Origin of the sequence: Pseudomonas palmensis, assembly GCF_049942755.1 — a bacterium.
GTDB classification, from domain to species: domain Bacteria; phylum Pseudomonadota; class Gammaproteobacteria; order Pseudomonadales; family Pseudomonadaceae; genus Aquipseudomonas; species Aquipseudomonas palmensis.
In genome coordinates this window covers 3,713,178-3,733,901 of sequence record NZ_CP187958.1, presented here as the reverse complement: position 1 = coordinate 3,733,901, position 20,724 = coordinate 3,713,178, and the positions used below count along the sequence as shown (strand labels likewise).

General features: G+C 64.5%; 19 protein-coding genes. 12 read left to right on the top strand and 7 right to left on the bottom strand.

Annotated features, from left to right (window positions below; genetic code table 11):
* Positions 1-159: 159 nt before the first annotated feature.
* From ACPRTJ_RS17275 to ACPRTJ_RS17250, 6 genes are all read left to right on the top strand, one after another.
* Positions 160-1,224: an ABC transporter substrate-binding protein gene (locus tag ACPRTJ_RS17275; RefSeq protein WP_116055196.1), complete on the top strand. Its 1,065-nt coding sequence runs from the start codon at positions 160-162 to the stop codon at positions 1,222-1,224.
* A gap of 79 nt (positions 1,225-1,303) precedes the next feature.
* A complete protein-coding gene (locus ACPRTJ_RS17270; RefSeq protein ID WP_054914666.1) occupies positions 1,304-2,110 on the top strand; it encodes an alkaline phosphatase family protein in 807 nt (268 codons plus the stop codon).
* Positions 2,111-2,115: 5 nt separating this feature from the next.
* Complete coding sequence (locus tag ACPRTJ_RS17265) at positions 2,116-2,949, top strand: ABC transporter permease (protein ID WP_054914921.1); 834 nt, start codon at positions 2,116-2,118, stop codon at positions 2,947-2,949.
* Positions 2,936-3,733, top strand: a complete 798-nt coding sequence (locus ACPRTJ_RS17260) for an ABC transporter permease (protein ID WP_054914667.1) — start codon at positions 2,936-2,938, stop codon at positions 3,731-3,733. The genes ACPRTJ_RS17265 and ACPRTJ_RS17260 overlap by 14 nt, the downstream gene beginning before the upstream one ends.
* Before the next feature lies 1 nt (position 3,734).
* Positions 3,735-4,724 carry an ABC transporter ATP-binding protein gene (locus ACPRTJ_RS17255; protein ID WP_043859980.1) on the top strand — a complete coding sequence of 330 codons (990 nt, stop codon included), beginning with the start codon at positions 3,735-3,737 and terminating at the stop codon, positions 4,722-4,724.
* Between the two features lie 24 nt (positions 4,725-4,748).
* Positions 4,749-5,402 carry an HAD family hydrolase gene (locus ACPRTJ_RS17250; RefSeq protein WP_043859979.1) on the top strand — a complete coding sequence of 218 codons (654 nt, stop codon included), beginning with the start codon at positions 4,749-4,751 and terminating at the stop codon, positions 5,400-5,402.
* A 59-nt stretch (positions 5,403-5,461) separates the two neighbouring features.
* Here ACPRTJ_RS17250 and ACPRTJ_RS17245 read toward each other — a convergent pair whose 3' ends face one another.
* Complete coding sequence (locus tag ACPRTJ_RS17245) at positions 5,462-6,424, bottom strand: NAD(P)H-quinone oxidoreductase (protein WP_043859978.1); 963 nt, start codon at positions 6,422-6,424, stop codon at positions 5,462-5,464.
* 139 nt (positions 6,425-6,563) lie between these two features.
* On the opposite strand from ACPRTJ_RS17245, the gene ACPRTJ_RS17240 reads away from it, so the two are divergent.
* Positions 6,564-8,645, top strand: a complete 2,082-nt coding sequence (locus ACPRTJ_RS17240) for a carboxy terminal-processing peptidase (RefSeq protein WP_167400229.1) — start codon at positions 6,564-6,566, stop codon at positions 8,643-8,645.
* Between the two features lie 123 nt (positions 8,646-8,768).
* Entirely contained in the window at positions 8,769-10,544 is a 1,776-nt protein-coding gene (locus ACPRTJ_RS17235; protein WP_054914669.1) for a GGDEF domain-containing protein, read from the top strand.
* On the opposite strand, the gene ACPRTJ_RS17230 is transcribed toward ACPRTJ_RS17235, so the two are convergent.
* From ACPRTJ_RS17230 to pcaQ, 5 genes are all read right to left on the bottom strand, one after another.
* Complete coding sequence (locus ACPRTJ_RS17230) at positions 10,526-10,894, bottom strand: hypothetical protein (RefSeq protein WP_116055198.1); 369 nt, start codon at positions 10,892-10,894, stop codon at positions 10,526-10,528. The two genes, ACPRTJ_RS17235 and ACPRTJ_RS17230, sit on opposite strands and share 19 nt — an antisense overlap.
* Complete coding sequence (locus ACPRTJ_RS17225; RefSeq protein ID WP_058541022.1) at positions 10,891-11,238, bottom strand: helix-turn-helix domain-containing protein; 348 nt, start codon at positions 11,236-11,238, stop codon at positions 10,891-10,893. The genes ACPRTJ_RS17230 and ACPRTJ_RS17225 overlap by 4 nt, the downstream gene beginning before the upstream one ends.
* Positions 11,239-11,337: 99 nt before the next feature.
* Positions 11,338-11,778, bottom strand: coding sequence for a YkvA family protein (locus tag ACPRTJ_RS17220; protein ID WP_116055201.1), 441 nt, complete (start codon positions 11,776-11,778; stop codon positions 11,338-11,340).
* A 276-nt stretch (positions 11,779-12,054) separates the two neighbouring features.
* Positions 12,055-12,777: an FKBP-type peptidyl-prolyl cis-trans isomerase gene (locus ACPRTJ_RS17215; protein ID WP_054914671.1), complete on the bottom strand. Its 723-nt coding sequence runs from the start codon at positions 12,775-12,777 to the stop codon at positions 12,055-12,057.
* A 188-nt stretch (positions 12,778-12,965) separates the two neighbouring features.
* Positions 12,966-13,898, bottom strand: a complete 933-nt coding sequence (gene pcaQ / locus ACPRTJ_RS17210; RefSeq protein WP_043859971.1) for a pca operon transcription factor PcaQ — start codon at positions 13,896-13,898, stop codon at positions 12,966-12,968.
* 102 nt (positions 13,899-14,000) lie between these two features.
* Here pcaQ and ACPRTJ_RS17205 point away from each other — a divergent pair, with 102 nt between their 5' ends.
* The 4 genes from ACPRTJ_RS17205 to ACPRTJ_RS17190 all read left to right on the top strand — a co-directional run bounded on the left by ACPRTJ_RS17205 (position 14,001) and on the right by ACPRTJ_RS17190 (position 18,989).
* On the top strand, positions 14,001-14,204 hold the full coding sequence (locus ACPRTJ_RS17205; protein WP_043859970.1) for a ParD-like family protein: 204 nt from the start codon (positions 14,001-14,003) through the stop codon (positions 14,202-14,204).
* Positions 14,201-14,983 (top strand): type I methionyl aminopeptidase, encoded by a 783-nt coding sequence (gene map, locus ACPRTJ_RS17200; RefSeq protein ID WP_116055203.1) that lies wholly within the window; start codon positions 14,201-14,203, stop codon positions 14,981-14,983. Before ACPRTJ_RS17205 ends, map begins: the two co-directional genes overlap by 4 nt.
* Positions 14,984-15,570: 587 nt before the next feature.
* Positions 15,571-16,263 (top strand): DUF1266 domain-containing protein, encoded by a 693-nt coding sequence (locus tag ACPRTJ_RS17195; protein WP_043860023.1) that lies wholly within the window; start codon positions 15,571-15,573, stop codon positions 16,261-16,263.
* Positions 16,260-18,989: a molecular chaperone DnaJ gene (locus ACPRTJ_RS17190; RefSeq protein ID WP_426427140.1), complete on the top strand. Its 2,730-nt coding sequence runs from the start codon at positions 16,260-16,262 to the stop codon at positions 18,987-18,989. The genes ACPRTJ_RS17195 and ACPRTJ_RS17190 overlap by 4 nt, the downstream gene beginning before the upstream one ends.
* Here the strand turns inward: ACPRTJ_RS17190 and ACPRTJ_RS17185 are convergent.
* Entirely contained in the window at positions 18,986-20,677 is a 1,692-nt protein-coding gene (locus ACPRTJ_RS17185; RefSeq protein ID WP_054914674.1) for a molecular chaperone HscC, read from the bottom strand. The two genes, ACPRTJ_RS17190 and ACPRTJ_RS17185, sit on opposite strands and share 4 nt — an antisense overlap.
* Positions 20,678-20,724: the final 47 nt, after the last annotated feature.

Genomic DNA, 20,724 nt, shown 5'->3' with positions numbered 1-20,724 from the left:
CTACGCTCTATTTTCAGGGCCGCTGCACACACCTGGCGCGGCGCCTTCGACATCAAACTGTCATGCAACCGGCCTACCTTGGCTCGGGTATTGCTGACCTAGACCAACCGAATCGAAACCCTCTCAGCGTTTTGCACGGCACCCATCAAGGAGCTTCGGATGAAACAGCTTTTTCTGGCCTCACTGTTAGGCACCAGTATTGCCCTGTGCACCTCGGCCATGGCCGCGGACACCGACCTCAAGGCCCTCGAGGACGCCGCCCGCAAGGAAGGCGTCGTCAACAGCGTCGGCATGCCCGATGCCTGGGCCAACTGGAAGGGCACCTGGGCGGACCTGGCGAGCAAGTACGGCCTCAAGCACATGGACACCGACATGAGCTCGGCCCAGGAAGTGGCCAAGTTCGATGCCGAGAAAGACAACGCCAGCGCCGATATCGGCGACGTCGGCGCCGCCTTCGGCCCCATTGCGCTGGCCAAGGGCGTGACCCAGCCGTACAAGCCCAGCACCTGGGAGCAGATACCGACCTGGGCCAAGGACCAAGACGGACACTGGGCACTGGCCTATACCGGCACCATCGCCTTCATCATCAACAAGCAGCTGGTCAAGGAAGAAGACATTCCCAAGACCTGGCACGACCTGGAAAAGGGCAAGTACAAGGTCGCCATCGGTGACGTCGGCACCGCTGCCCAGGCGGCCAACGGCGTACTGGCTGCAGCCATTGCCTACAAGGGCGACGAGTCCAACATCGAGCCGGGCCTGCAACTGTTCACCAAGCTGGCCCAGCAGAAGCGCCTGTCGCTGGCCAACCCGACCATCCAGACCCTTGAGAAGGGCGAGATCGAGGTCGGCGTGGTGTGGGACTTCAACGGCCTGAGCTACCGCGAGCAGATCGACTCGAAACGCTTCGAGGTGCTGATCCCGTCCGACGGCTCGGTGATGTCCGGCTACACCACCATCATCAACAAGTACGCCAAGCACCCGAACGCCGCCAAGCTGACCCGTGAATACATCTTCAGCGATGCCGGGCAGACCAACCTGGCCATCGGCCATGCGCGGCCGATTCGTGCCGAGCACCTGAAGCTGCCGGCGGACGTGCAGGCCAAGCTGCTGCCCAACGAGCAGTACGCGCCGGCGCAGCCGATCAAGGATGCAGCGGCATGGGAAGCCACCTCCAAGGCCCTGCCGCAGAAGTGGCAGGAGCAGGTCATCATCGAGATGGAGTGAAACCATCGCGGGTCAGGCACGCTCCCACAAGGAGCGGGCTTGACCCGCGATGTGGTCATCGCTGTCACCGGAGCCACCCATGAACCACAACGTCATCCTCGTCATCCTCGACGGCCTCAACCACCAGGTGGCCCACCACGCCATGGGCCACCTGCATGCCTATGTAGAAGCAGACCGCGCTGCCCTGTACCGCCTGGAATGCGAGCTGCCGGCACTGTCGCGACCACTCTACGAATGCATCCTCACCGGTGTGCCGCCGATCGACAGCGGCATCGTGCACAACAACGTCACGCGCCTGTCCACCCAACGCAGCATTTTCCACTACGCCCGCGACGCCGGGCTGAGCACCGCCGCCGCGGCCTACCACTGGGTCAGCGAGCTGTACAACCGCTCCCCTTTCGAACCGCTGCGTGACCGCCACACCCATGCGCCGAAACTGCCGATCCAGCATGGCCTGTTCTACTACGCCGACCACTACCCCGACTCGCACCTGTTCGCCGACGCCGAGTACCTGCGGCGCAAGCACGCACCGAACTTCCTGCTGGTGCATCCGATGAACATCGACGATGCCGGGCACAAGCACGGCCTGGACAGCAGCCAGTACCGCAACAGCGCACGCAGCGCCGATATCCTGCTGGCCGACTACCTCAGCACCTGGCTGCAGGACGGCTACCAGGTGCTGATCACCGCCGACCACGGCATGAACAACGACCGCTCGCACAACGGCGTGTTGCCCGAGGAGCGCGAAGTGCCGCTGTTCGTGTTCGGCGACCGATTCAGCCTCGACCCGGCCGCCAAGCCCCTGCAGACCGAACTGTGCGGCACCGTATGCGAACTGCTCGGCATCCCCCACGACAAGCCGGTATGCCGGGAGCTGCTCTCGTGAACTCGATCACCCGTGGCAAATGGCTGGCGCTGTTGTGCCTGCTGCCCTTCGCGGTATTTTTCATCATCTTCCAGATCGCCCCGCTGACCTGGGTGGCCGTGCACAGCCTGCAGGCCGAAAGTGGTTGGGGCCTGGACAATTTCAGCAAGGTGCTGGGCTCGAAGTTCTACCGCCAGGCCATCCAGCACAGCCTGGAGATCAGCTTCTGGTCGAGTCTGTTCGGCATCCTGATCGCCATCCTGGGCAGCTATTCGCTGCGCAAGGTGGACTCGCGCCTGCGCGACTTCGTCAACGCCTTCGCCAACATGACCAGCAACTTCTCCGGCGTGCCGCTGGCCTTCGCCTTCATCATCCTGCTTGGCTTCAACGGCGCGCTGACCCTGCTGCTCAAGCAGGCCGGGATCATCGAGGACTTCAACCTCTACTCCAAGACCGGGCTGATCATCCTCTACACCTACTTCCAGATCCCGCTGGGCGTACTGCTGCTGTACCCGGCGTTCGACGCCCTGCGCGAAGACTGGCGCGAATCGGCCGCCCTGCTGGGCGCCAGCGCCTGGGATTACTGGCGCCTGATCGGCCTGCCGGTGCTGACCCCGGCGCTGCTGGGCACCTTCGTGATCCTGCTGGCCAACGCACTGGGCGCCTACGCCACGGTGTACGCACTGACCACCGGCAACTTCAACGTGCTGCCGATCCGCATCGCCGCGCTGGTGTCCGGCGACATCTCGCTGGACCCGAACCTGGCCAGCGCGCTGGCGATGATCCTGGTGGGGCTGATGACCCTGGTCACGCTGGTGCACCAGTGGCTGTTGAAGAGGAGCTACCATGTCTCGCGCTGAATCGGGCCCGGCCGGGCTCTACCACCGCGTGGTGGTGTACGTACTGTTCGTGATCCTGCTGCTGCCGCTGGCCGGCACCCTGCTCTACTCGTTGTCCACCAGCTGGTCGGCGAGCCTGCTGCCCAGCGGGCTGACCTTCAAGTGGTACCTTGCGCTGTGGAGCGAGCCGCGTTTTCTGGCCGCCTTCGGCCAGTCGCTGCTGGTGTGCGTGGGCGCGCTGGTACTGTCGGTGCTGCTGATCCTGCCGCTGCTGTTCGTGGTGCACTACCACTTCCCCAGGCTCGACGCACTGATGAACATCCTCATCCTGCTGCCCTTCGCGGTGCCGCCGGTGGTGTCGTCGGTGGGGCTGCTGCAGCTGTATGGCTCGGGGCCGATGGCGATGGTCGGCACGCCGTGGATTTTGATCGGCTGCTATTTCACCGTGGCCCTGCCCTTCATGTACCGCGCCATCACCAACAACCTGCAGGCGATCAACCTGCGCGACCTGATGGATGCCGCCCAGTTGCTGGGGGCCAACACCTGGCAGGCCGCGTTTCTGGTGGTGCTGCCCAACCTGCGCAAGGGCCTGATGGTGGCGCTGCTGCTGTCGTTCTCGTTCCTGTTCGGCGAGTTCGTGTTTGCCAACCTGCTGGTGGGCACCCGCTACGAGACGCTGCAGGTGTACCTGAACAACATGCGCAACAGCAGCGGGCACTTCAACAGCGCGCTGGTGATTTCCTACTTCCTCTTCGTGCTGGTGCTGACCTGGGCAGCCAACCGCCTGAACAAGGACAAGACCTGAAATGAGCTTCGTCAGCATCCAGAACCTGCAAAAAAGCTACGGCGCCAGCGCGGTGTTCAACGACATCAACTGCGAGATCGGCCGCGGTGAGTTCGTCACCCTGCTCGGCCCCTCCGGCTGCGGCAAGTCCACCCTGCTGCGCTGCATCGCCGGCCTGACCGCTGTAGACAGCGGCAGGATCCTGCTCGACGGGCAGGACCTGGTACCGCAGAGCCCGCAAAAGCGCGGCATCGGCATGGTGTTCCAGAGCTACGCGCTGTTCCCCAACATGAGCGTGGAACAGAACGTCGCCTTCGGCCTGCGCATGCAGAAGATCAAGGGCCAAGACAGCCGCCCACGGGTACTCGAGGCGCTGCGCATGGTCGAGTTGCAGGACTTTGCCAGCCGCTACCCGCACCAGCTCTCCGGCGGCCAGTGCCAGCGCGTGGCCCTGGCCCGCTCGCTGGTGACCCGCCCGCGCCTGTTGCTGCTGGACGAGCCGCTGTCGGCGCTGGATGCACGCATCCGCAAGCACCTGCGCGAACAGATCCGCCAGATCCAGCGCGAGCTGGGCCTGACCACCATCTTCGTCACCCATGACCAGGAAGAGGCGCTGACCATGTCCGACCGCATCTTCCTGATGAACCAGGGCCGCATCGTGCAGAGTGGCGATGCCGAATCGCTGTACACCGCACCCGTGGATGCCTTCGCGGCCGGCTTCATCGGCAACTACAACCTGCTCGATGCCCAGAGTGCCAGCCGCCTGCTGCAACGTACGGTGAACAGCCGCCTGGCAATCCGCCCCGAAGCCATCGCGCTGAGCCTGGAAGGCGAACGCGAAGGCCTGGTGCGCAGTCACAGCCTGCTGGGCAACGTGATCCGCTACCGCATCGAAGCGCGTGGTGTGGAGCTGGTGGTGGATGTGCTCAATCGTTCAGCCGCCGATCTGCATGCGGACGGCGAGCGGGTATCCTTGTCCATCGATCCCACCGCCCTCTGCGAAGTTGCCTGAGGGCCGAACAGGAGTTTTGTTGTTATGGCTTTAGCGATTTTCGATCTGGATGAAACCCTGATCCACGGCGACTGCGCCTCGCTGTGGAGCGAGCAGATGGTGCGCCTGGGCTGGGTGGACGGTGAGTCGTTCCTGCGCAGGGACCGTGAGCTGATGGAGGCCTACGGCAAGGGGCACCTTGCGATGGAAGACTACATGGCGTTCAGCCTGGAGCCGCTGATCGGGCGCACACCAGAGGAAGTCGATCATCTGGTCGAGCCGTGGGTGGAAGACTTCATCGAGCCGATCATCTTCAGTGAGGCCACCCGCACCATTGCCGAGCACCGCAAGGCGGGGGATCGAATTCTGGTGATCTCGGCCTCGGGTGTGCATCTGGTGGGACCGATTGCCGCGCGCCTGGGGATCGACGAGTACCTGGGCATCGAGCTGGAAGTGGAAAAAGGGTTCTACACCGGCAAGACCGTGGGCACCCTGACCTACCGCGAAGGCAAGATCACCCGCTTGCTGGAGTGGCTGGACCAGCAGGAAGAGAACCTGGAAGGCGCAAGCTTCTATTCCGATTCGCGCAATGACCTGCCGTTGCTGCTGAAGGTTGACCACCCGTATGTGGTAAACCCGGACCCGGTGCTGCGCGAGCATGCCGAGAAGAATGGCTGGCCGATTCTGGCCTGGGCCTGAAAAAAGTTCGCCGGCCAAGTCGGCTCCTGCAGGAGTCGGCCTTGCCGGCGAACAGGGCCCTATACCAGGCTGTCGTCGATCACCAGCACCAACTTGCCCGATACCTGGTTGCCCGCCAGTTCGGCATACGCCGCCTCGGCGTCCTTCACCGCATAGCTGCCTACCAGTTGCGGCTTCAAGCGCCCTTCGGCGAACAGCGGCCACACCTGTTGGCCCAGGTCACTGAGCAGGTCGGCCTTGAACTGGTCATCGCGATTGCGCAGGGTCGAGCCGGTCACCTGCACCCGCTTGGCCAGTACCTGGGCCAGGTCCAGCTCGGCCTTGCGCCCGCCCATCAGGCCGATGATCACCCAGCGCCCGTCTCGGGCCAGCAGCTTGAGGTTGAGCGCCGCATAGTTGGCCCCCACCGGGTCCAGGATCACATCGAACGGGGCGAAGTCGTTCAGCGCCTCTATATCGTCACCGCGCACCACGCCACCGCTGGCGCCCAGCGCCTGACAATAGGCCAGCCGCTCGGCCGAGCCCACGCTGACCCAGCTGGGGCTGCCGAAGGCCTTGCACAGCTGGATGGCCGCCGACCCCACGCCGCTGGCGCCGGCATGCAGCAACACCTTCTCGCCCGGCTTGAGGCCGCCCAGCTGGAACAGGTTGAGCCAGGCCGTGGCGTATACCTCCGGGATCGCAGCCGCCTGCTGCAGGCTCAGGCCCTCGGGCACCGGCAGCACGTGGCGCGCGTCGACCACCACCTCTTCGGCCATGCCGCCACCGGCCAGCAGTGCGCATACCCGGTCGCCCACCTGCCAGGACACCCCGGCTCCCACTTCGCTGATCACCCCGGCACATTCCAGGCCCAGGAACTCGCTGGCGCCCGGTGGCGGCGGGTACAATCCGGCACGCTGCAACAGGTCGGCGCGATTGAGCCCGGCCGCTGCCACGCGGATGCGTACTTGACCTACATCGCAAGTTGGACTTGTCGTCTCAACCCACTCCACATGTCCGTCAACGCCTTGCAATGCCTTCACAGTGCCTCCATAGTTGAGTCATGACTGAGCCTGGCTGCCTTGGCACCAGGCTTTTTGCATTATGCGTCCGGCTCCATGGAACCGGCGAATTCAAAGACGGCCTAATATGCGTGATCAATTGCCCCTACGTCGAATCAGCATGAAGCATCTCCTGCCCAGCACTGCCCTCGCCCTGATGATCGGCCTTGGCAGCTTGCCGCTGGCCGGCGCCGCTTCGGCCGCCAACAGTTGGGACAAGTTGCAACCAGACCGCGATGAAGTGGTCGCCAGCCTGAACGTGGTCGAGTTGCTCAAGCGCCACCACTACAGCAAGCCGCCACTCAATGATGCGCGCTCGGTCATCATCTACGACAGTTACATCAAACTGCTCGATCCCTCGCGCAGTTACTTCATGGCCAGCGATATTGCCGAGTTCGACAAGTGGAAGACGCAGTTCGACGACTTCCTCAAGAGCGGCAACCTGGACCCGGGCTTCACCATCTACAAACGTTATCTGGATCGCGTGAAATCGCGCCTGGACTTCGCCCTGGCCGAGCTGAACAAGGGCGTCGACAAGATCGACTTCACCACCCAGGAAACCCTGCTGGTCGACCGCAAGGACGCTCCGTGGCTGCAGAACCAGGCCGAGCTCGACGACCTGTGGCGCAAACGCGTCAAGGACGAGGTGCTGCGCCTGAAGATCGCCGGCAAGGAACCCAAGGCCATCCAGGAACTGCTGACCAAGCGCTACAAGAACCAGCTCGCGCGCCTGGACCAGACCCGCGCCGAAGATATCTTCCAGGCCTACATCAACACCTTCGCCCAGTCGTACGACCCGCACACCAACTACCTGTCGCCCGACAACGCCGAGAACTTCGACATCAACATGAGCCTGTCGCTCGAAGGTATCGGCGCGGTGCTGCAAAGCGACAACGACCAGGTCAAGATCGTGCGCCTGGTGCCGGCTGGCCCTGCCGCCAAGACCAAGCAGGTGGCCCCGGCCGACAAGATCATCGGCGTGGCCCAGGGCGACAAGGAAATGGTCGACGTGATCGGCTGGCGCCTGGACGAAGTGGTCAAGCTGATCCGCGGCCCGAAGGGCTCCGTGGTGCGCCTGGAGGTCATCCCGGCCAGCAACGCGCCTAACGACCAGACCAGCAAGATCGTCTCGATCACCCGCGAAGCGGTCAAGCTCGAAGAACAGGCCGCCAAGAAGTCGGTGCTCAAGCTCAAGCAGGACGGACGCGACTACAAGCTGGGCATCATCGAGATCCCGGCCTTCTACCTCGACTTCAAGGCGTTCCGCGCCGGGGATCCGGAGTACAAGTCCACCACCCGTGACGTGAAGAAACTGCTCACCGAACTGCAGAAGGAAAAGGTCGACGGCGTGGTCATCGACCTGCGCAACAACGGCGGCGGCTCCCTGCAGGAAGCCACCGAGCTGACCAGCCTGTTCATCGACAAGGGCCCCACCGTGCTGGTACGCAACGCCGACGGCCGTGTCGACGTGCTCGAAGACGAAAACACCGGTGCCTTCTACAAGGGCCCGCTGGCGCTGCTGGTCAATCGCCTGTCGGCCTCGGCCTCGGAGATTTTCGCCGGCGCCATGCAGGACTACCACCGTGCCCTGATCATCGGTGGCCAGACCTTCGGCAAAGGCACCGTGCAGACCATCCAGCCGCTCAACCACGGCGAGCTCAAGCTGACCCTGGCCAAGTTCTACCGGGTTTCCGGGCAGAGCACCCAGCACCAGGGCGTGTTGCCGGACATCGACTACCCGTCGATCATCGACACCAAGGAGATCGGCGAGAGCGCCCTGCCTGAAGCCATGCCGTGGGACACCATCCGCCCGGCCATCAAGCCGGCCGTCGACCCGTTCAAGCCGTTCCTTGCGCAACTCAAGGCACGCCACGAAAACCGCAGCGCCAAGGACCCGGAGTTCGTCTACATTCGCGATCGCCTGGCCCTGACCCAGCAGTTGATGAACGAGAAGACCGTCAGCCTCAACGAGGTGGAACGCCGCGCTCGCCATGCCGACATCGAAGGCAAGCAGCTGGCGCTGGAAAACATCCGGCGCAAGGCCAAGGGCGAAGAGCCGCTCAAGGAACTGAAGAAGGAAGACGAAGACGCCCTGCCGGTCGAGCCGGATGACACCAAGCCGGAAGATGACGCGTACCTCGCCGAAACCGGGCGCATCCTGCTGGACTACCTGGGGCTGAATTCCTCGGTGGCCAAGCACTGAAACGATAATGGCAAAATAATGTGACGGTGCCCTTTTCGGGTCATCAAACAGTCATCATTCTGTCGTGAAATAAGGGACTGGGCGCCGATGGCCCCAGTCCCTTTTTTTCAAGGTAGCCCTGCCATGACCGTGACCGAACAGCTCAGCGCGTTGAGCTCCATCCTGGCTCAAAGCGGCTTGCACAGCCTGTTCCAACCCATCGTCTGCCTGTCCGAGCGACGCATCCTCGGTTATGAAGCCCTCAGCCGCGGCCCGTCCAACAGCCCGCTGCACTCCCCCATCAACCTGTTCGCCGTGGCCCGCCATGCCGGCCGCCTGACCGAACTGGAGGTGGCCTGCCGCGAAAGCGCGTGCCGGCGTTTCAGCCAGCAGCAACTGGAAGGCAAGCTGTTCCTCAACGTGTCGCCCGAGTCGTTGCTCGAGCCGCAATACCAGTCCGGGCGCACGCTCAAGCTGCTGCAGAGCCTGGGCATCCCACCCAGCCGGGTGGTCATCGAGTTGACCGAACAAACCCCCACCGACGACTTCCAGCTGCTGTTCAACGCCCTGCACCACTACCGCGACATGGGCTTTTCGATTGCCCTGGACGACCTGGGCGCCGGCTATTCCAGCCTGCGCCTGTGGTCGGAACTGCGCCCGGACTACGTCAAGATCGACCGGCATTTCATCGACGGCATTCACCAGGATGCGGTCAAGCGCGAGTTCGTCGGCTCGATCCTGCAGATCGCCAAGGCGTCGCGGGCCAAGGTGATTGCCGAGGGCATCGAGCTGGCCGAGGAGCTGGCGGTGCTCACCGAGATGGGGGTCGACCTGGTACAGGGCTACCTGCTGTGCCGGCCGCAGGAGCAACCGCCCCGCGACGCTACCGCCATGCTGCCGTCAGCGACGCACAGTGGCGCGGTGGTGCTGGGTGAGGACGGCCGCGATCTGAGTGCGCTGCTCAACGAGCAACCGGCCGTGAGCGGCGATACGGCGACCCTGGAGGTACTGGCGCTGTTTCGCCGCCAGGCCAACCTCAACTCGCTGGCTGTTCTCGACCATGCCCAGCGCCCCTGCGGCATCGTGCACCGCCATTCGCTGTCCGACGCGCTGCTCAAGCCGTTCGCCACCGACCTGTATGCGCGCAAGCCGATCAGCCGGCTGATGAACGAGGACTTTCTGGCGGTGGAGCTCAACCAGTCGCTGCAGAAGGTCAGCCGCCTGCTGACCAGCCGCGCGCGCCAGCGCATCGAGGAAGACTTCATCATTACCCAGAACGGTCGCTACCTGGGCCTGGGGCGGGTGATCGACGTGCTCAAGCTGATCACCGAACAGAAGCTGCAGCAGGCCCGCTATGCCAACCCGCTGACCCTGTTGCCGGGCAACGTGCCGATCCAGCAATGCCTGACCCGCTTGCTGCAGCAACAGCGCGAGGCGGCGATCTGTTATGTGGACATCGACAGCTTCAAGCCCTTCAACGACATCTATGGCTATGCCAAGGGCGACGAAGTGCTGTTGAGCCTGGCCCAGTGCCTGAGCGAACGGGTCGACCCCAGCCGGGACTTCGTCGGCCATATCGGTGGCGACGACTTCATGCTGGTACTGGGTTCGAAGGATTGGGAGCAGCGCCTGAACGTGCTGCTGGACGACTTTCAGAATGCCTGTCGGCGCTTCTACCGCACCGAGCACCTGGAGGCCGGGTGCTTCATCGCGCACAACCGCCTGGGCCAGCGCCAGGAATTCCCGTTGCTGTCACTCTCGATAGGTGTGGTGCAACTGCATGCGCATACCTGCGCGCAACTGGATGCCGGCCAACTGGCCGACCTCGCCTCCCAGGCCAAGCACCATGCCAAGGATGTGCCCGGGCACAGCCTGTACCTGATCGATACGGCGCTGGCGCCTCAGGCCTGTTCGGGATAGGTGTACTCGAACACCCGTACCACTTCCGAGGCATGCCAGGATGCTGCGGCCATGCCGTCCGATGGCCCGGAAAACCGCCCCAGGCGCTCGACGCATTCGAAAAAGCCGGTACGTGGCAATCGGCTGGCCCCCTGGCTGATCACCAGCGAGCTGCGCAGTGGCTGCTCGGCGCGTGCATCGATCACCGCCAGGTACTCAAGCGCGGCGGTCAGGGTCTGCATCGCCGGGCTTGGCAGCTCCAGGCGTTCGAGCAAGGCGCGGTAGGTCAGCAGGTGGCGTTGCCGGCGTGCCACGTCCAGCTCGCCCAGCAGCCCCTCCCATTGCTGACGGCTGATCCGCACGCCGCTCACGACGGCTCGCTCCAGCCTGCCACGCCCAGCTCCCAGGCCAGGCTGCGGCGGATCGCGGCATCCGGCTCGCGCTCACCGCTTTCAATCAGCGCCAGGTACACCGGACTGATGCCCACCTTGCGCGCCAGCTGCTCGGCAGCCAGGCCCTTGGCCTCACGCAAGGCGGCCAGCTCGCCCAACGCGGGCAGGCTGGCCGGCGTGGGTGCAGCGGCGCTGGCGTTGACGCCTGCCGGCTGCGCCGTGGCAGCCGGTTGACCTGCTGCCTTCAACAACGCTTGATAGTGCTCCCAGGGCACGACCGCGTACTCGGGTTGACCGTCTCGGCTGATAACCTGAATACCCATTACAACCCCCTTGTAAGAACCTGCGCATGTAATCGCTCGGTATAGCGCTTATGCCAAATATAGTACCAGCCGGCGCAGTATTGCAGGGTGTAACCGGATTTAGCGCTTTCCCTGCTCCAGGCGCAACGCTTCTGGGGTGTCGGGCAGGCGCTCGACCACGCGCAGTTTCTCGGGAGACTGACGATTGCGCCAGGCGCGAAAAGCCGCCAGCTCGCTGTCGAACGTCTTCAGCACCCAGGCCAGTACGGCGAGATCGTCGAGCAGGCCGATGCCGGGCAGCCAGTCCGGGATCGCGTCCAGCGGGCTGACAAAGTACAACAGGCCGGCGACGATGGTCAGTAGTGCCATTGAGCTGATGGCACGGTACTCGCCACGCCACCACGCCACGCACAGCGCCTGCAGCAGGCGTACGTCATCCTTGAGCTTGCCCAGGCTCGGGCCCTTGCGCGCCACGGCGAAGATCAGCGCTGGCAGGCGCCCCCGGCTCAACAGGCGCTCGGCCAGCGGCAGGAAACGGGCAAAATTCCAGGGTGCTTTCATACCACCTCCAACGGCAGGGCCGGGAAGGTTATCCACAGTATTTGTGGATAACCTTGTGAACAGAGGCCATTTTCAGGCTCGGCGTGCCCGCCAGGCAAGGGCCTGGGTCAAATCGGGCGTTTTTTACACACCTGTTTCATTACGCGGTCACTTTGCGAAAGCCGTCACAGTTGCGCACGCCACCAAGGTGTGACGTCAGATCGCTCCCACGGTTCAGCCCGATCCATAAACGACAACGCCCCGTCGAGACGGGGCGTTGTGCACACAGCGGGACGCTTACTTCTCAGCAGCGTCTTCTGCTGCCTTGGCCGGGTCCTTGATGGCGATCAGTTCCAGATCGAACACCAGTACCGAGTTGGCCGGGATCATCGGGCTAGGGCTCTGTGCGCCATAGGCCAGGTCAGCCGGGATGAACAGCTTGACCTTCTCGCCCACGTGCATCAGTTGCAGGCCTTCGACCCAACCCGGAATCACGCCGCTGACCGGCAGGTCGATCGGGCTGCCGCGCTCGACGGAGCTGTCGAACACCTTGCCGTCGATCAGCTTGCCTTCGTAGTGAACAGTGACCACGTCGGTAGGCTTGGGCTGGGCGCCTTCGGCCTTCTTCACGATCTGGTACTGCAGGCCCGACGCGGTGGTGACCACGCCGTCCTTCTTGCCGTTTTCTTCAAGGAACTTCTTGCCGGCGGCGGCCGACTCTTCGCTCATCTTGACCAGGCGTTCTTCAGCACGCTTCTGCAGCGCGGCGAAGGCTTCGACCAGGTCTTCGTCCTTGATCTTCTGTTCCTTCTTGCCGACAGCGTCCTCGATGCCCTGGGCCACGGCCTTGGAGTCGAGATCGTCCATGCCTTCCTGTGCCAGGCTCTTGCCCATGTTCAGGCCGATACCGTAGGAAGCTTTCTGTGCCGGGGTCTTCAGCTCGACGCTGGTCTGCGAATCGCAACCCGCCAGTACCAGGCTAACCAGGGCAACCGCAGCCGCCAACCGATGCTGTTTCATGCTATTTCCTTGTTCATGCGCCAAAAGGGCAATCGAGTAAAGCCGCGAGCTTATCAGGCGGCCACGACCAATGGCTACCGGCATGAGAGCGACAAAAGGTCGAGAAGTTCAGCCAGGTGAAGGCTTCTTCATGCAGCCGATAAGCCAGTGGCCAGTATTGCAGCCAACGCCCCGGATCTGGATGAAATCTACGGGTAGTGTCCTTCGCGGTACTGCCCCGCCACTTCGCGCAGCACCTGGCACAACCACTGGGCCGGCAGGGCCTGTGGCAGCGCGGCATTGCTGCAGATACCCACCGAGCCACCGGGTTCGCGCACGCCCAGGTCGAGCTCGCACAGCTCGCCCCGCTGCAGGTCGACCCGCACCGCATCACGCGGGGCCACCCACACCGCATCGCTGCCCAACACATAGCGCCGGCTCAGTGCCGGGGAAAGCGTTTCCAGACGTTGCTGCGGTTGTTCGATGGCGCATTGCACGAACAGGCTGTCGGCATGCTTGCGAATGGTGGTGCCGGCCAGGGGCAGTACCAGCGGGTACTGGCCCACCTGGTTGCGCTCGATCGGGCTGCGTGCCAGCAACGGGTGGCCGGGGCGCACCACCAGCGACATCGACTCGCTGTACAGGTGCTCGAACAGCAGGCCCTGGATCTGCGGGCTGTCGGTCATGCGCCCGATCACCAGGTCCAGCTCCCCCACATGCAGCTGCGCCAGCAGGTGCGCACTGGGGCCGGTGGCAACGCTGACCACCAGGGCCGGGTGGCGCTGGTGCAGGCGGCAGATCACTTCGGGAATGAGCAGGCTTTCGACGGTCGAGAGCACGCCGATCTTCACCTGCGGCGGCGCGTGTTCCTCGCCGCGCAGGGTACTCACCCCTTCGCGCAGGGCCTGTACGCACGGGCCGGCGTAGCGCATGAAGCGCACCCCGGCCGCAGTCAGCTCGACACCCTGCTTGCCGCGCTCGAACAATCGCGTCTGCAGCAGTTCTTCGAGCTCCTTGAGGGTCTTGGAAATCGCCGGCTGGCTGATGGCCACGGCGTCGGCGGCCTTGGCGAAACTGCCTTGACGGGCGATTTCGAGAAAGCACAGCAGGTGGCGGAACTTGATGCGGGTATCGAGGTTCATGGCCGGAGTTTATCGCAACCGCAGCCCCTTTGCGGCGCCGGCCTCGAACAACACACAAGCTATATGCTATATATACGCTTCGTATACAGAGTGAGTATTAAAATGGGTATCGTCAAGATCGATGACGCGCTGCATGAAGACCTGCGCATTGCCAGCGGCGCGGTGTCGCGCTCGATCAACGCGCAGGCCGAGTACTGGATTCGCATCGGCATGCTGGCCGAGCTCAACCCGCACATGACCTACCAGGAACTGTTGCGCCAGTTGCTGCGCCAGGAGCAGGCCAGCCTCAGGGAGCTGATCGCATGAGCGAGGTGATCCTGAAGAACCCGCAGCAGCTGGCCTTGATGCGTACCGCCGGGCAATTGCTGACGCGGGTGTTCGAGCACCTGGACGGCTTTGTCGCGCCAGGGGTCAGCACCTTGCAGATCAACGACCGTGCCGAGGCGTACATCGTCGATGTGCTCAAGGCGCGTCCGGCCAGCAAGGGGCAGTACGGGTTCAAGTATTCGCTCAACACCTCCGTCGACCATGTGGTGTGCCACGGCGTGCCAAGTGCCGACGAGGTGCTGAAGGCGGGGTCGATCATCAATGTGGACATCACCCTGGAACAGGGTGGTTACATTGCCGACTCGTCGAAGATGTATGCGGTGGGCGCCATTGCCGACGAGGCGCGGCAATTGGTCGATACCACCTATGCCGCGTTGTGGGCGGGCATTCGCCAGGTGCGGCCCGGGGCCACGCTGGGTGATGTGGGGCATGCGATACAGCGGCTTGCCGAGGGCGCGGGTTACAACGTGGTGCGTGAGTACTGCGGGCACGGCATCGGCAGGCAGATGCACGAGGCGCCGCAGGTGCTGCACTACGGACACCGCAACAGCGGGCTGGTGCTCAAGCCGGGCATGGTGTTCACCATCGAGCCGATGGTTAACCAGGGGGGGCGTGGGGTGCGTACGCTCAAGGACGGGTGGACGGTGATCACCCGGGACCGCAGCCTGTCGGCACAGTGGGAGCATACGGTGGCAGTGACGGCGCAGGGGGTCGAGGTGTTGACCTTGCGTGAGGAAGAGCGGGGCATGGTCGGGTGACTGGCTCACCATCGCACTGCTGATCGTGCTTTTGATGTTCCGGTTCTTCAGGGGGGCTTGTGGGGCGCTTGGATCACCGCCCGTGCCGGATAATCTCTCGGCCTCCTTCCCGGGGAGCGACGGTTGTAAGGTTAGCGAGCTTATCCAGCATGGACAGAGACGCCGAAGGCCCCTTCCGCTCTTACAGCGGCTTACTTTTTTCTTGGAAAAAGTAAGCAAAACCGCTCCGTCCAGCATCCGGCCCTACGCTTCGCTACGGGTCCCCTCATTCCACCCACGCTCCGTGGGGCCGCGCCGTACGGGCATCCCTGCCCGTCGGCACTTTCCGGGCCATCCATGGCCCTACACCCCACTACACGCAGGCTCCATTCGGCCTCCTGAAGGACGGAAGATCAAAAGCAAAGCAACAGCAACAGCAACAGCAACAGCAACCGCAAGAGCAAGAGCAAGAGCAAGAAAACCAGCACCGGTAGACACCACTGCCGAAAAAATCTGGATCCAATTGCCCCACCCGCCCCGCCTCTCTACAATCCGCGCCATTACGGTCGACCCCGCCCATTCCCCGTCGACCCCGGAGCCTTCTATTCATGGAAGAGATTGAACAGCACTGGCTGTACGCCCTTTCTGCACCCATGGCCGCCCTCAACGGCGCCAGCCTCACCTCCCCCCGTTATTTCGAAGCCGAAGGGGACCTGGACCTGAAAAAATGGTGGGGCATCAACAACCGCCGCGAGCTGCTCGACATGCTGCGCATGGCCGACACCGGCCACGCCGAAAAACTCAACGACGCCTACTGGCAATACCCTCGCCGCCAACCCAGCCAATGGCAGGCACTGCTTGACGAGCTGGGCCCGCGCGAGCGCGCCAACTATGAATTTGCCGCACGCACCTATGCCGATTGCGGCTTCGGCGGCACCCGCGCCTGGGACCTGGGCCGCATGGGCTACCTGCTGCGCGCCGGGGTGTTCGAGAACCTGATCACCGAGCCCGAAAGCCTCTGGCTGCACAGCCGCCTGGCCCTGCGCGCACGCCACTTCTACAACAGCTGGGACACCTACATCGCCGGCTACATGTTCGGCAAATCGCTATGGAACTGCTCCAGCCATGACGACGACGTCTACCCCTACCGTATCGACCGCCAGGGCGCCGAGCACTGGAACCGCTGCATCATCATGAACATGCTCAAGCGCGGCAAGGCACTGTTCGCCAGCCTGCCCTGGGACCTGCCGCTGGACTACCCGCCCCGGCCCGATTCGCTCGAGGAGGGCACCTGGTCATGAGTTGCTGGATAAAGCTGGGCATCGAGCCCACCAAGGACCAGGACGTCATCCGCGGCGCCTACCGCGCCCGCCTGCCGGAGTTTCACCCCGAAACCGACCCGCAGGGCTTCCAACTGCTGCGCCAGGCCTACGAGCACGCGCTCAAGCTCGCCACCCGCACGGATGACGATGACGATGACGAAGACGAAGACGAAGACGACGAGGACGCCGGCGAAGAACAGGCCTACGCAGAACGCCCGCCGCGCCCGCCCCGCGTGCACCCGGTCATCGCCACCTTCGCCCGCATGCTCGCCGACCCGGCCCGGCGCTACAACGTCGATGCCTGGCAGGACTACTTGCGTGAGCTCGACCAGTTGCCCCTCGAAGAACTCGAGGACGTAAGCTGGGAGCTGCTGTGGCGCCTGGAAGAAGCCGGCCAGCTGTCCAATGCCTGCGTGCAGGTACTGGCCAAGCGCCTGGCCTGGGACAAACAGTTGCTGCGCCTGGGCTTCGAAGAGGCGCAGGAAGTCGAGACGCTGCTGGCTCGCTTCGCCGCCCCCGACCCGTTCGACATGCGCCTGATGAACGACTGGTCTACGGCTGCGCAGTTGGAAACCCTGTGGTACCTGCGCAGCCTGGACCACCTCTACTACAACCGCCCGCTGTTCGAACTGGCCGCTTTCGCCCGGGAACACACCGTGGTCGCCCTGCCCCCGGACGCCGCACTGGTCGAACGCCTGCTGCTGCAGATCGGCCAGGCCGGGGTGGCCAGCCCGAGCCTGTACGCGCTGTGCGTCGAACGCCAGGCGCTACAACCCGACGATGTCGACGCGCTGTACCAGCTGGCCTGCCAGGCCAGCCTGCTGGGCAAGGAAGAAGAAGCGCTGTCGTGCTGGAGCCGCCTGTGGCTGGAATTCCGCCACCCGGTGGCCGCCCGCGAGCTGCTGGACCTGTGCACCGCGCACCAGCCGCAACGCCTGCCGCTGATGATCCAGGCCTTCGACCGCCTGGCACCGGTGCGCACCTGGCCCGACGACCTGAGCGAAGACGAACAGACCCTGGGCAGCCCGGCGCAGCGCCCGGAAACCCTGACGCGCTGGTTCCAGGCCGCGCGCCTGGAACTGGACGGCATCGCGGGGCAGTTCGTCGACTGGCGGGCCACCGATGAGCGTGAGCTGGAACTGCTCGCCAGCCTGATCGACGAACACCCGGACCCGGCCCTGCAGCGTCTGTACCGTCACGCCTGGGCCCTGCACTGCGGTGACGCCGCGCTGCTGCAACAGGTGCTCGACGAACCTAAAAGCAGCCACCTGATCGATGAACTGATCCTCGACGGCTTGCGCTACCAGGCCCAACAGCAACTGGCCTGGCTGCAACAGGCGCCGATCCCGCTGGCGATCCAGGCGTTCCTGAACAGCAACTCGCCGCACCCACAACTGCCCGACGTGCTCAAGGACGGCGCCACCACCCTGTGCCGCGACTGGCTGCGCCGCCTGCGCGCCTACGACGGGCGCACCCTGGCCCGCCTGCACGAGACCTTCAGCCCGCGCGCCATGATGCCGGTACCGTTCGGCCTGGAGATGCAATGCGAGCTGGGCGCCGCAGGCGTGGTGCTGCCTCCCGCCCCGGCCGGCGCCGAGTTGTGGCACTGGCACCGCCAGGCACTGTTCATGCTGGCCCTGGCCCAGGCGCCACAACGCTGGCTGGCGCTGGTGACGCCGAGCATGCTCGACACCCTGCAGTGCCCACCCGGCCATCCGTTGGCAAAGGTCCATACCCTGCTGCTGAACCTGCTGCAGGAACAAGGCAACCTCGATGGGCTGCTGGGCTGGCTGGACAGCCGCGACCCGCTGCAAAAAGCCATTGCCGACAGCCTGCCCGCGCCGGACCAGGCCCTGAGCAGTGCGCGCCTGCCCAGCACGCTGGCGTTGCTGGACAGCTACCAGAAGGACGAAGAGGCCTTCGCCGACGACCTGCTGGGCATGATGCTGTTCTGGGCGGTGCTCTACCACGACCCGGCACTGGATGCCGAACAGCACCGCGTGCTGCTGCGCACCATGGCCGACATCTCCAGTGAAGAGCCGTGGTTCGAAGCCTTTCGCAGCGGCTTGATCAAGGGCGAGCCGAGCCGGCCGCCGCGCGAGAAGCTCGATGCCTACGGCATGGACAGCGCGGTGTTCTACCAGGTCATGGATACGCTCAAGGGCCTGATCCGCTACGGCCGTGTCGGCGTACCGCGCCTCAAGGTGCTCAAGCAGCTGCAAAAGGCCAAGGATGACCCCAGCACCGGTATCGGCCTGCGCTTTGCGCTGACCGCGGTGTTGTCCTGGTGCGAGCGCCTGCTGCTGGCCCAGGCCGATCTTCAGCCAGTATCGCCCTGGGCCTTCTGGCGCTGGAACACGCGCCTGGGCCGTGGCGCATTCGTCGGCCAGCTGATGTTGTGGTTCTTCGTCACCCTGGTGCTTGCCATCACCTCCAGCGATGCGCCCGAGGCCATGGTCAAGATCGGCCTGGGCCTGGCCCTGCTGTTCGGCACCTGCCTGCGCCGGCTGCACGACATTGGCCACGGGATCGTGGTGATGGTGCTGCTGGCTGCGCTGTCGGTAGCGCTGCCGTTCCTGCCGCTGGTGCTGGTGGTGATGCCCGGCGACGTGCTGCCCAACCGCTGGGGCGTGTCGCCGGAGCATCACGACCCCGACGCCCTCAGCGGCGGGCTGCAGGCTGTGCTGCGGCGCCTGATCGGCTAGAGGTTGAGTGCGTCCAGCGCCTCGTTCAACTGCTGGCGCTGGCTGGCGATCAGGCTGGACTGCTGGGTGGCCAGCACCTGGCTGAAATCGCTCAGCCAGGTGCCGATCTGCTCGCGCTCATCGCCCAGGCACTGCATCCAGGCGCGCTCCAGGCGCGCCGTCAGGGTGCGGTTGGGCAATGCATCGCGCGGGTGGATCTTCAGCCCGGCCAGGCGCTGATGGCTGTTCTGGCGCGCCTCTTCATCCAGCCCGGTGGGGCTGCGGTCGATGCTGTGGCTGTGGCGCTTGCCGGTGTCCACCAGGGTCACGTCGACTTCGAGCAGGCCGTTGATGTCGTAACTGAAGCGGATGTCCAGTGACTGGATCTTGTCCATCGGGGTCAGCTCGACGACGAAGCTGTCGATGAAGATGTTGTCACGCACCCACGGCCGCTCGCCCTGGTAGACCTCGACGTTGATGGTCTTCTGCTGCTCGTGGGAGGTGTAGAAGCGCTGCACCCGCGAGGTCGGTATCACCGTGTTGCGCTCGATGATCGGCGAGAATACCCCGCTGATGTTGGCGCCGCGGGTGGTCTCGATGCCCAGGGTGTAGGGGCATACGTCGGTCAGGATCAGCTCTTCGATGGCCGAGTCGCGGGCCTTGCAGGCCGCCTGGCTGGCAGCGCCCAGGGCGACGATGGTGTCGGGGTCGAGGTGGCGGTACGGCAGTCGGCCGAACAGCTTGGCCACCATCTGCTGCACCACCGGCATGCGCGTGGCACCGCCCACCAGCACCAGGCTGTCGAGGTCGCGCGGGCTCAGCCGCGCGTCGCGCAGGGCCTGCTCGATGGGCGCGCGCACCCGTCCCAGCAGCGGCTCCCAGATCGTCTGCGCGCCCAGCTCGTCCAGGGTCCACTCGCGGGGCTCGCCGGCACCCTTCCAGTAGACCGTCTGCGGGCCTTCGCCCAGCTTGCACTTGAGCAGTTCGATGCTGTCGTACAGGCTCGCCAGCGCCTGCGGTTCGACGCTGGACAGGGTCATGCCCCAGTCCTTCAGGCAGGCCTGCAGCAGCGCTTCGGTGAAGTCTTCGCCGCCAAGAAAGTTGTCGCCGGTGGAAGCATGCACCTCGATCAGCGGCAGGGCGTATTCGAGCACAGTGACGTCGAAGGTACCGCCCCCCAGGTCGAAGATGAGGGTGCGCTCGAATTTCTGCTCGTGCAGGCCGTAGGCCATGGCGGCGGCGGTCGGTTCGTTGATCAGGCGCTGCACCTTGAGGCCCGCCAGCTCGGCGGCGAACACGGTGCGCTTGCGCTGTTCATCGCTGAAATAGGCCGGCACCGAAATCACCGCCTCGTGCACTGCGCAGCCCAGAAAGGCCTCGGCGTCGTGCTTCAGCGAGCCCAGCACCAGGGCCGACAGCTCTTCGGGGCTGAATGCCTGCCCGCCCAGCTCCAGGCGCTTTTCGCTGCCCATGAAACGCTTGAATGCCGCGACGCTGCGATCGGGGTGGGTGGTCAATCGCGAACGGGCGGCGCGCCCCACCAGGATGCTGCCGTCGTCATCGATACTGACCACCGAGGGGGTAAGCACCTCGCCAAGGGCATTCGGGATCAGTTGGGCACGGCCTTGCTGCCATACGGCGATCAGGCTGTTGGTGGTGCCCAGGTCAATGCCCAGCAAGGGCGCGGCGGCGGGGGTTGCATCCTGCATATGAGGTCTCTGGCAGTGGTCGTCATCGGCCAGCGGCCGGAGCTCGC

What these genes read in the sequence shown, in the direction of transcription:
- pcaQ (WP_043859971.1), bottom strand. Translation starts at nt 13,898, where the DNA reads ATGAACCTCGATACCCGCATCAAGTTCCGCCACCTGCTGTGCTTTCTC.
- ACPRTJ_RS17215 (WP_054914671.1), bottom strand. Translation starts at nt 12,777, where the DNA reads ATGAAACAGCATCGGTTGGCGGCTGCGGTTGCCCTGGTTAGCCTGGTA.
- ACPRTJ_RS17195 (WP_043860023.1), top strand. Translation starts at nt 15,571, where the DNA reads ATGGAAGAGATTGAACAGCACTGGCTGTACGCCCTTTCTGCACCCATG.
- ACPRTJ_RS17270 (WP_054914666.1), top strand. Translation starts at nt 1,304, where the DNA reads ATGAACCACAACGTCATCCTCGTCATCCTCGACGGCCTCAACCACCAG.
- ACPRTJ_RS17240 (WP_167400229.1), top strand. Translation starts at nt 6,564, where the DNA reads ATGAAGCATCTCCTGCCCAGCACTGCCCTCGCCCTGATGATCGGCCTT.
- ACPRTJ_RS17250 (WP_043859979.1), top strand. Translation starts at nt 4,749, where the DNA reads ATGGCTTTAGCGATTTTCGATCTGGATGAAACCCTGATCCACGGCGAC.
- ACPRTJ_RS17255 (WP_043859980.1), top strand. Translation starts at nt 3,735, where the DNA reads ATGAGCTTCGTCAGCATCCAGAACCTGCAAAAAAGCTACGGCGCCAGC.
- ACPRTJ_RS17225 (WP_058541022.1), bottom strand. Translation starts at nt 11,238, where the DNA reads ATGGGTATTCAGGTTATCAGCCGAGACGGTCAACCCGAGTACGCGGTC.
- ACPRTJ_RS17235 (WP_054914669.1), top strand. Translation starts at nt 8,769, where the DNA reads ATGACCGTGACCGAACAGCTCAGCGCGTTGAGCTCCATCCTGGCTCAA.
- ACPRTJ_RS17205 (WP_043859970.1), top strand. Translation starts at nt 14,001, where the DNA reads ATGGGTATCGTCAAGATCGATGACGCGCTGCATGAAGACCTGCGCATT.
- ACPRTJ_RS17220 (WP_116055201.1), bottom strand. Translation starts at nt 11,778, where the DNA reads ATGAAAGCACCCTGGAATTTTGCCCGTTTCCTGCCGCTGGCCGAGCGC.
- ACPRTJ_RS17190 (WP_426427140.1), top strand. Translation starts at nt 16,260, where the DNA reads ATGAGTTGCTGGATAAAGCTGGGCATCGAGCCCACCAAGGACCAGGAC.
- ACPRTJ_RS17185 (WP_054914674.1), bottom strand. Translation starts at nt 20,677, where the DNA reads ATGCAGGATGCAACCCCCGCCGCCGCGCCCTTGCTGGGCATTGACCTG.
- ACPRTJ_RS17260 (WP_054914667.1), top strand. Translation starts at nt 2,936, where the DNA reads ATGTCTCGCGCTGAATCGGGCCCGGCCGGGCTCTACCACCGCGTGGTG.
- map (WP_116055203.1), top strand. Translation starts at nt 14,201, where the DNA reads ATGAGCGAGGTGATCCTGAAGAACCCGCAGCAGCTGGCCTTGATGCGT.
- ACPRTJ_RS17275 (WP_116055196.1), top strand. Translation starts at nt 160, where the DNA reads ATGAAACAGCTTTTTCTGGCCTCACTGTTAGGCACCAGTATTGCCCTG.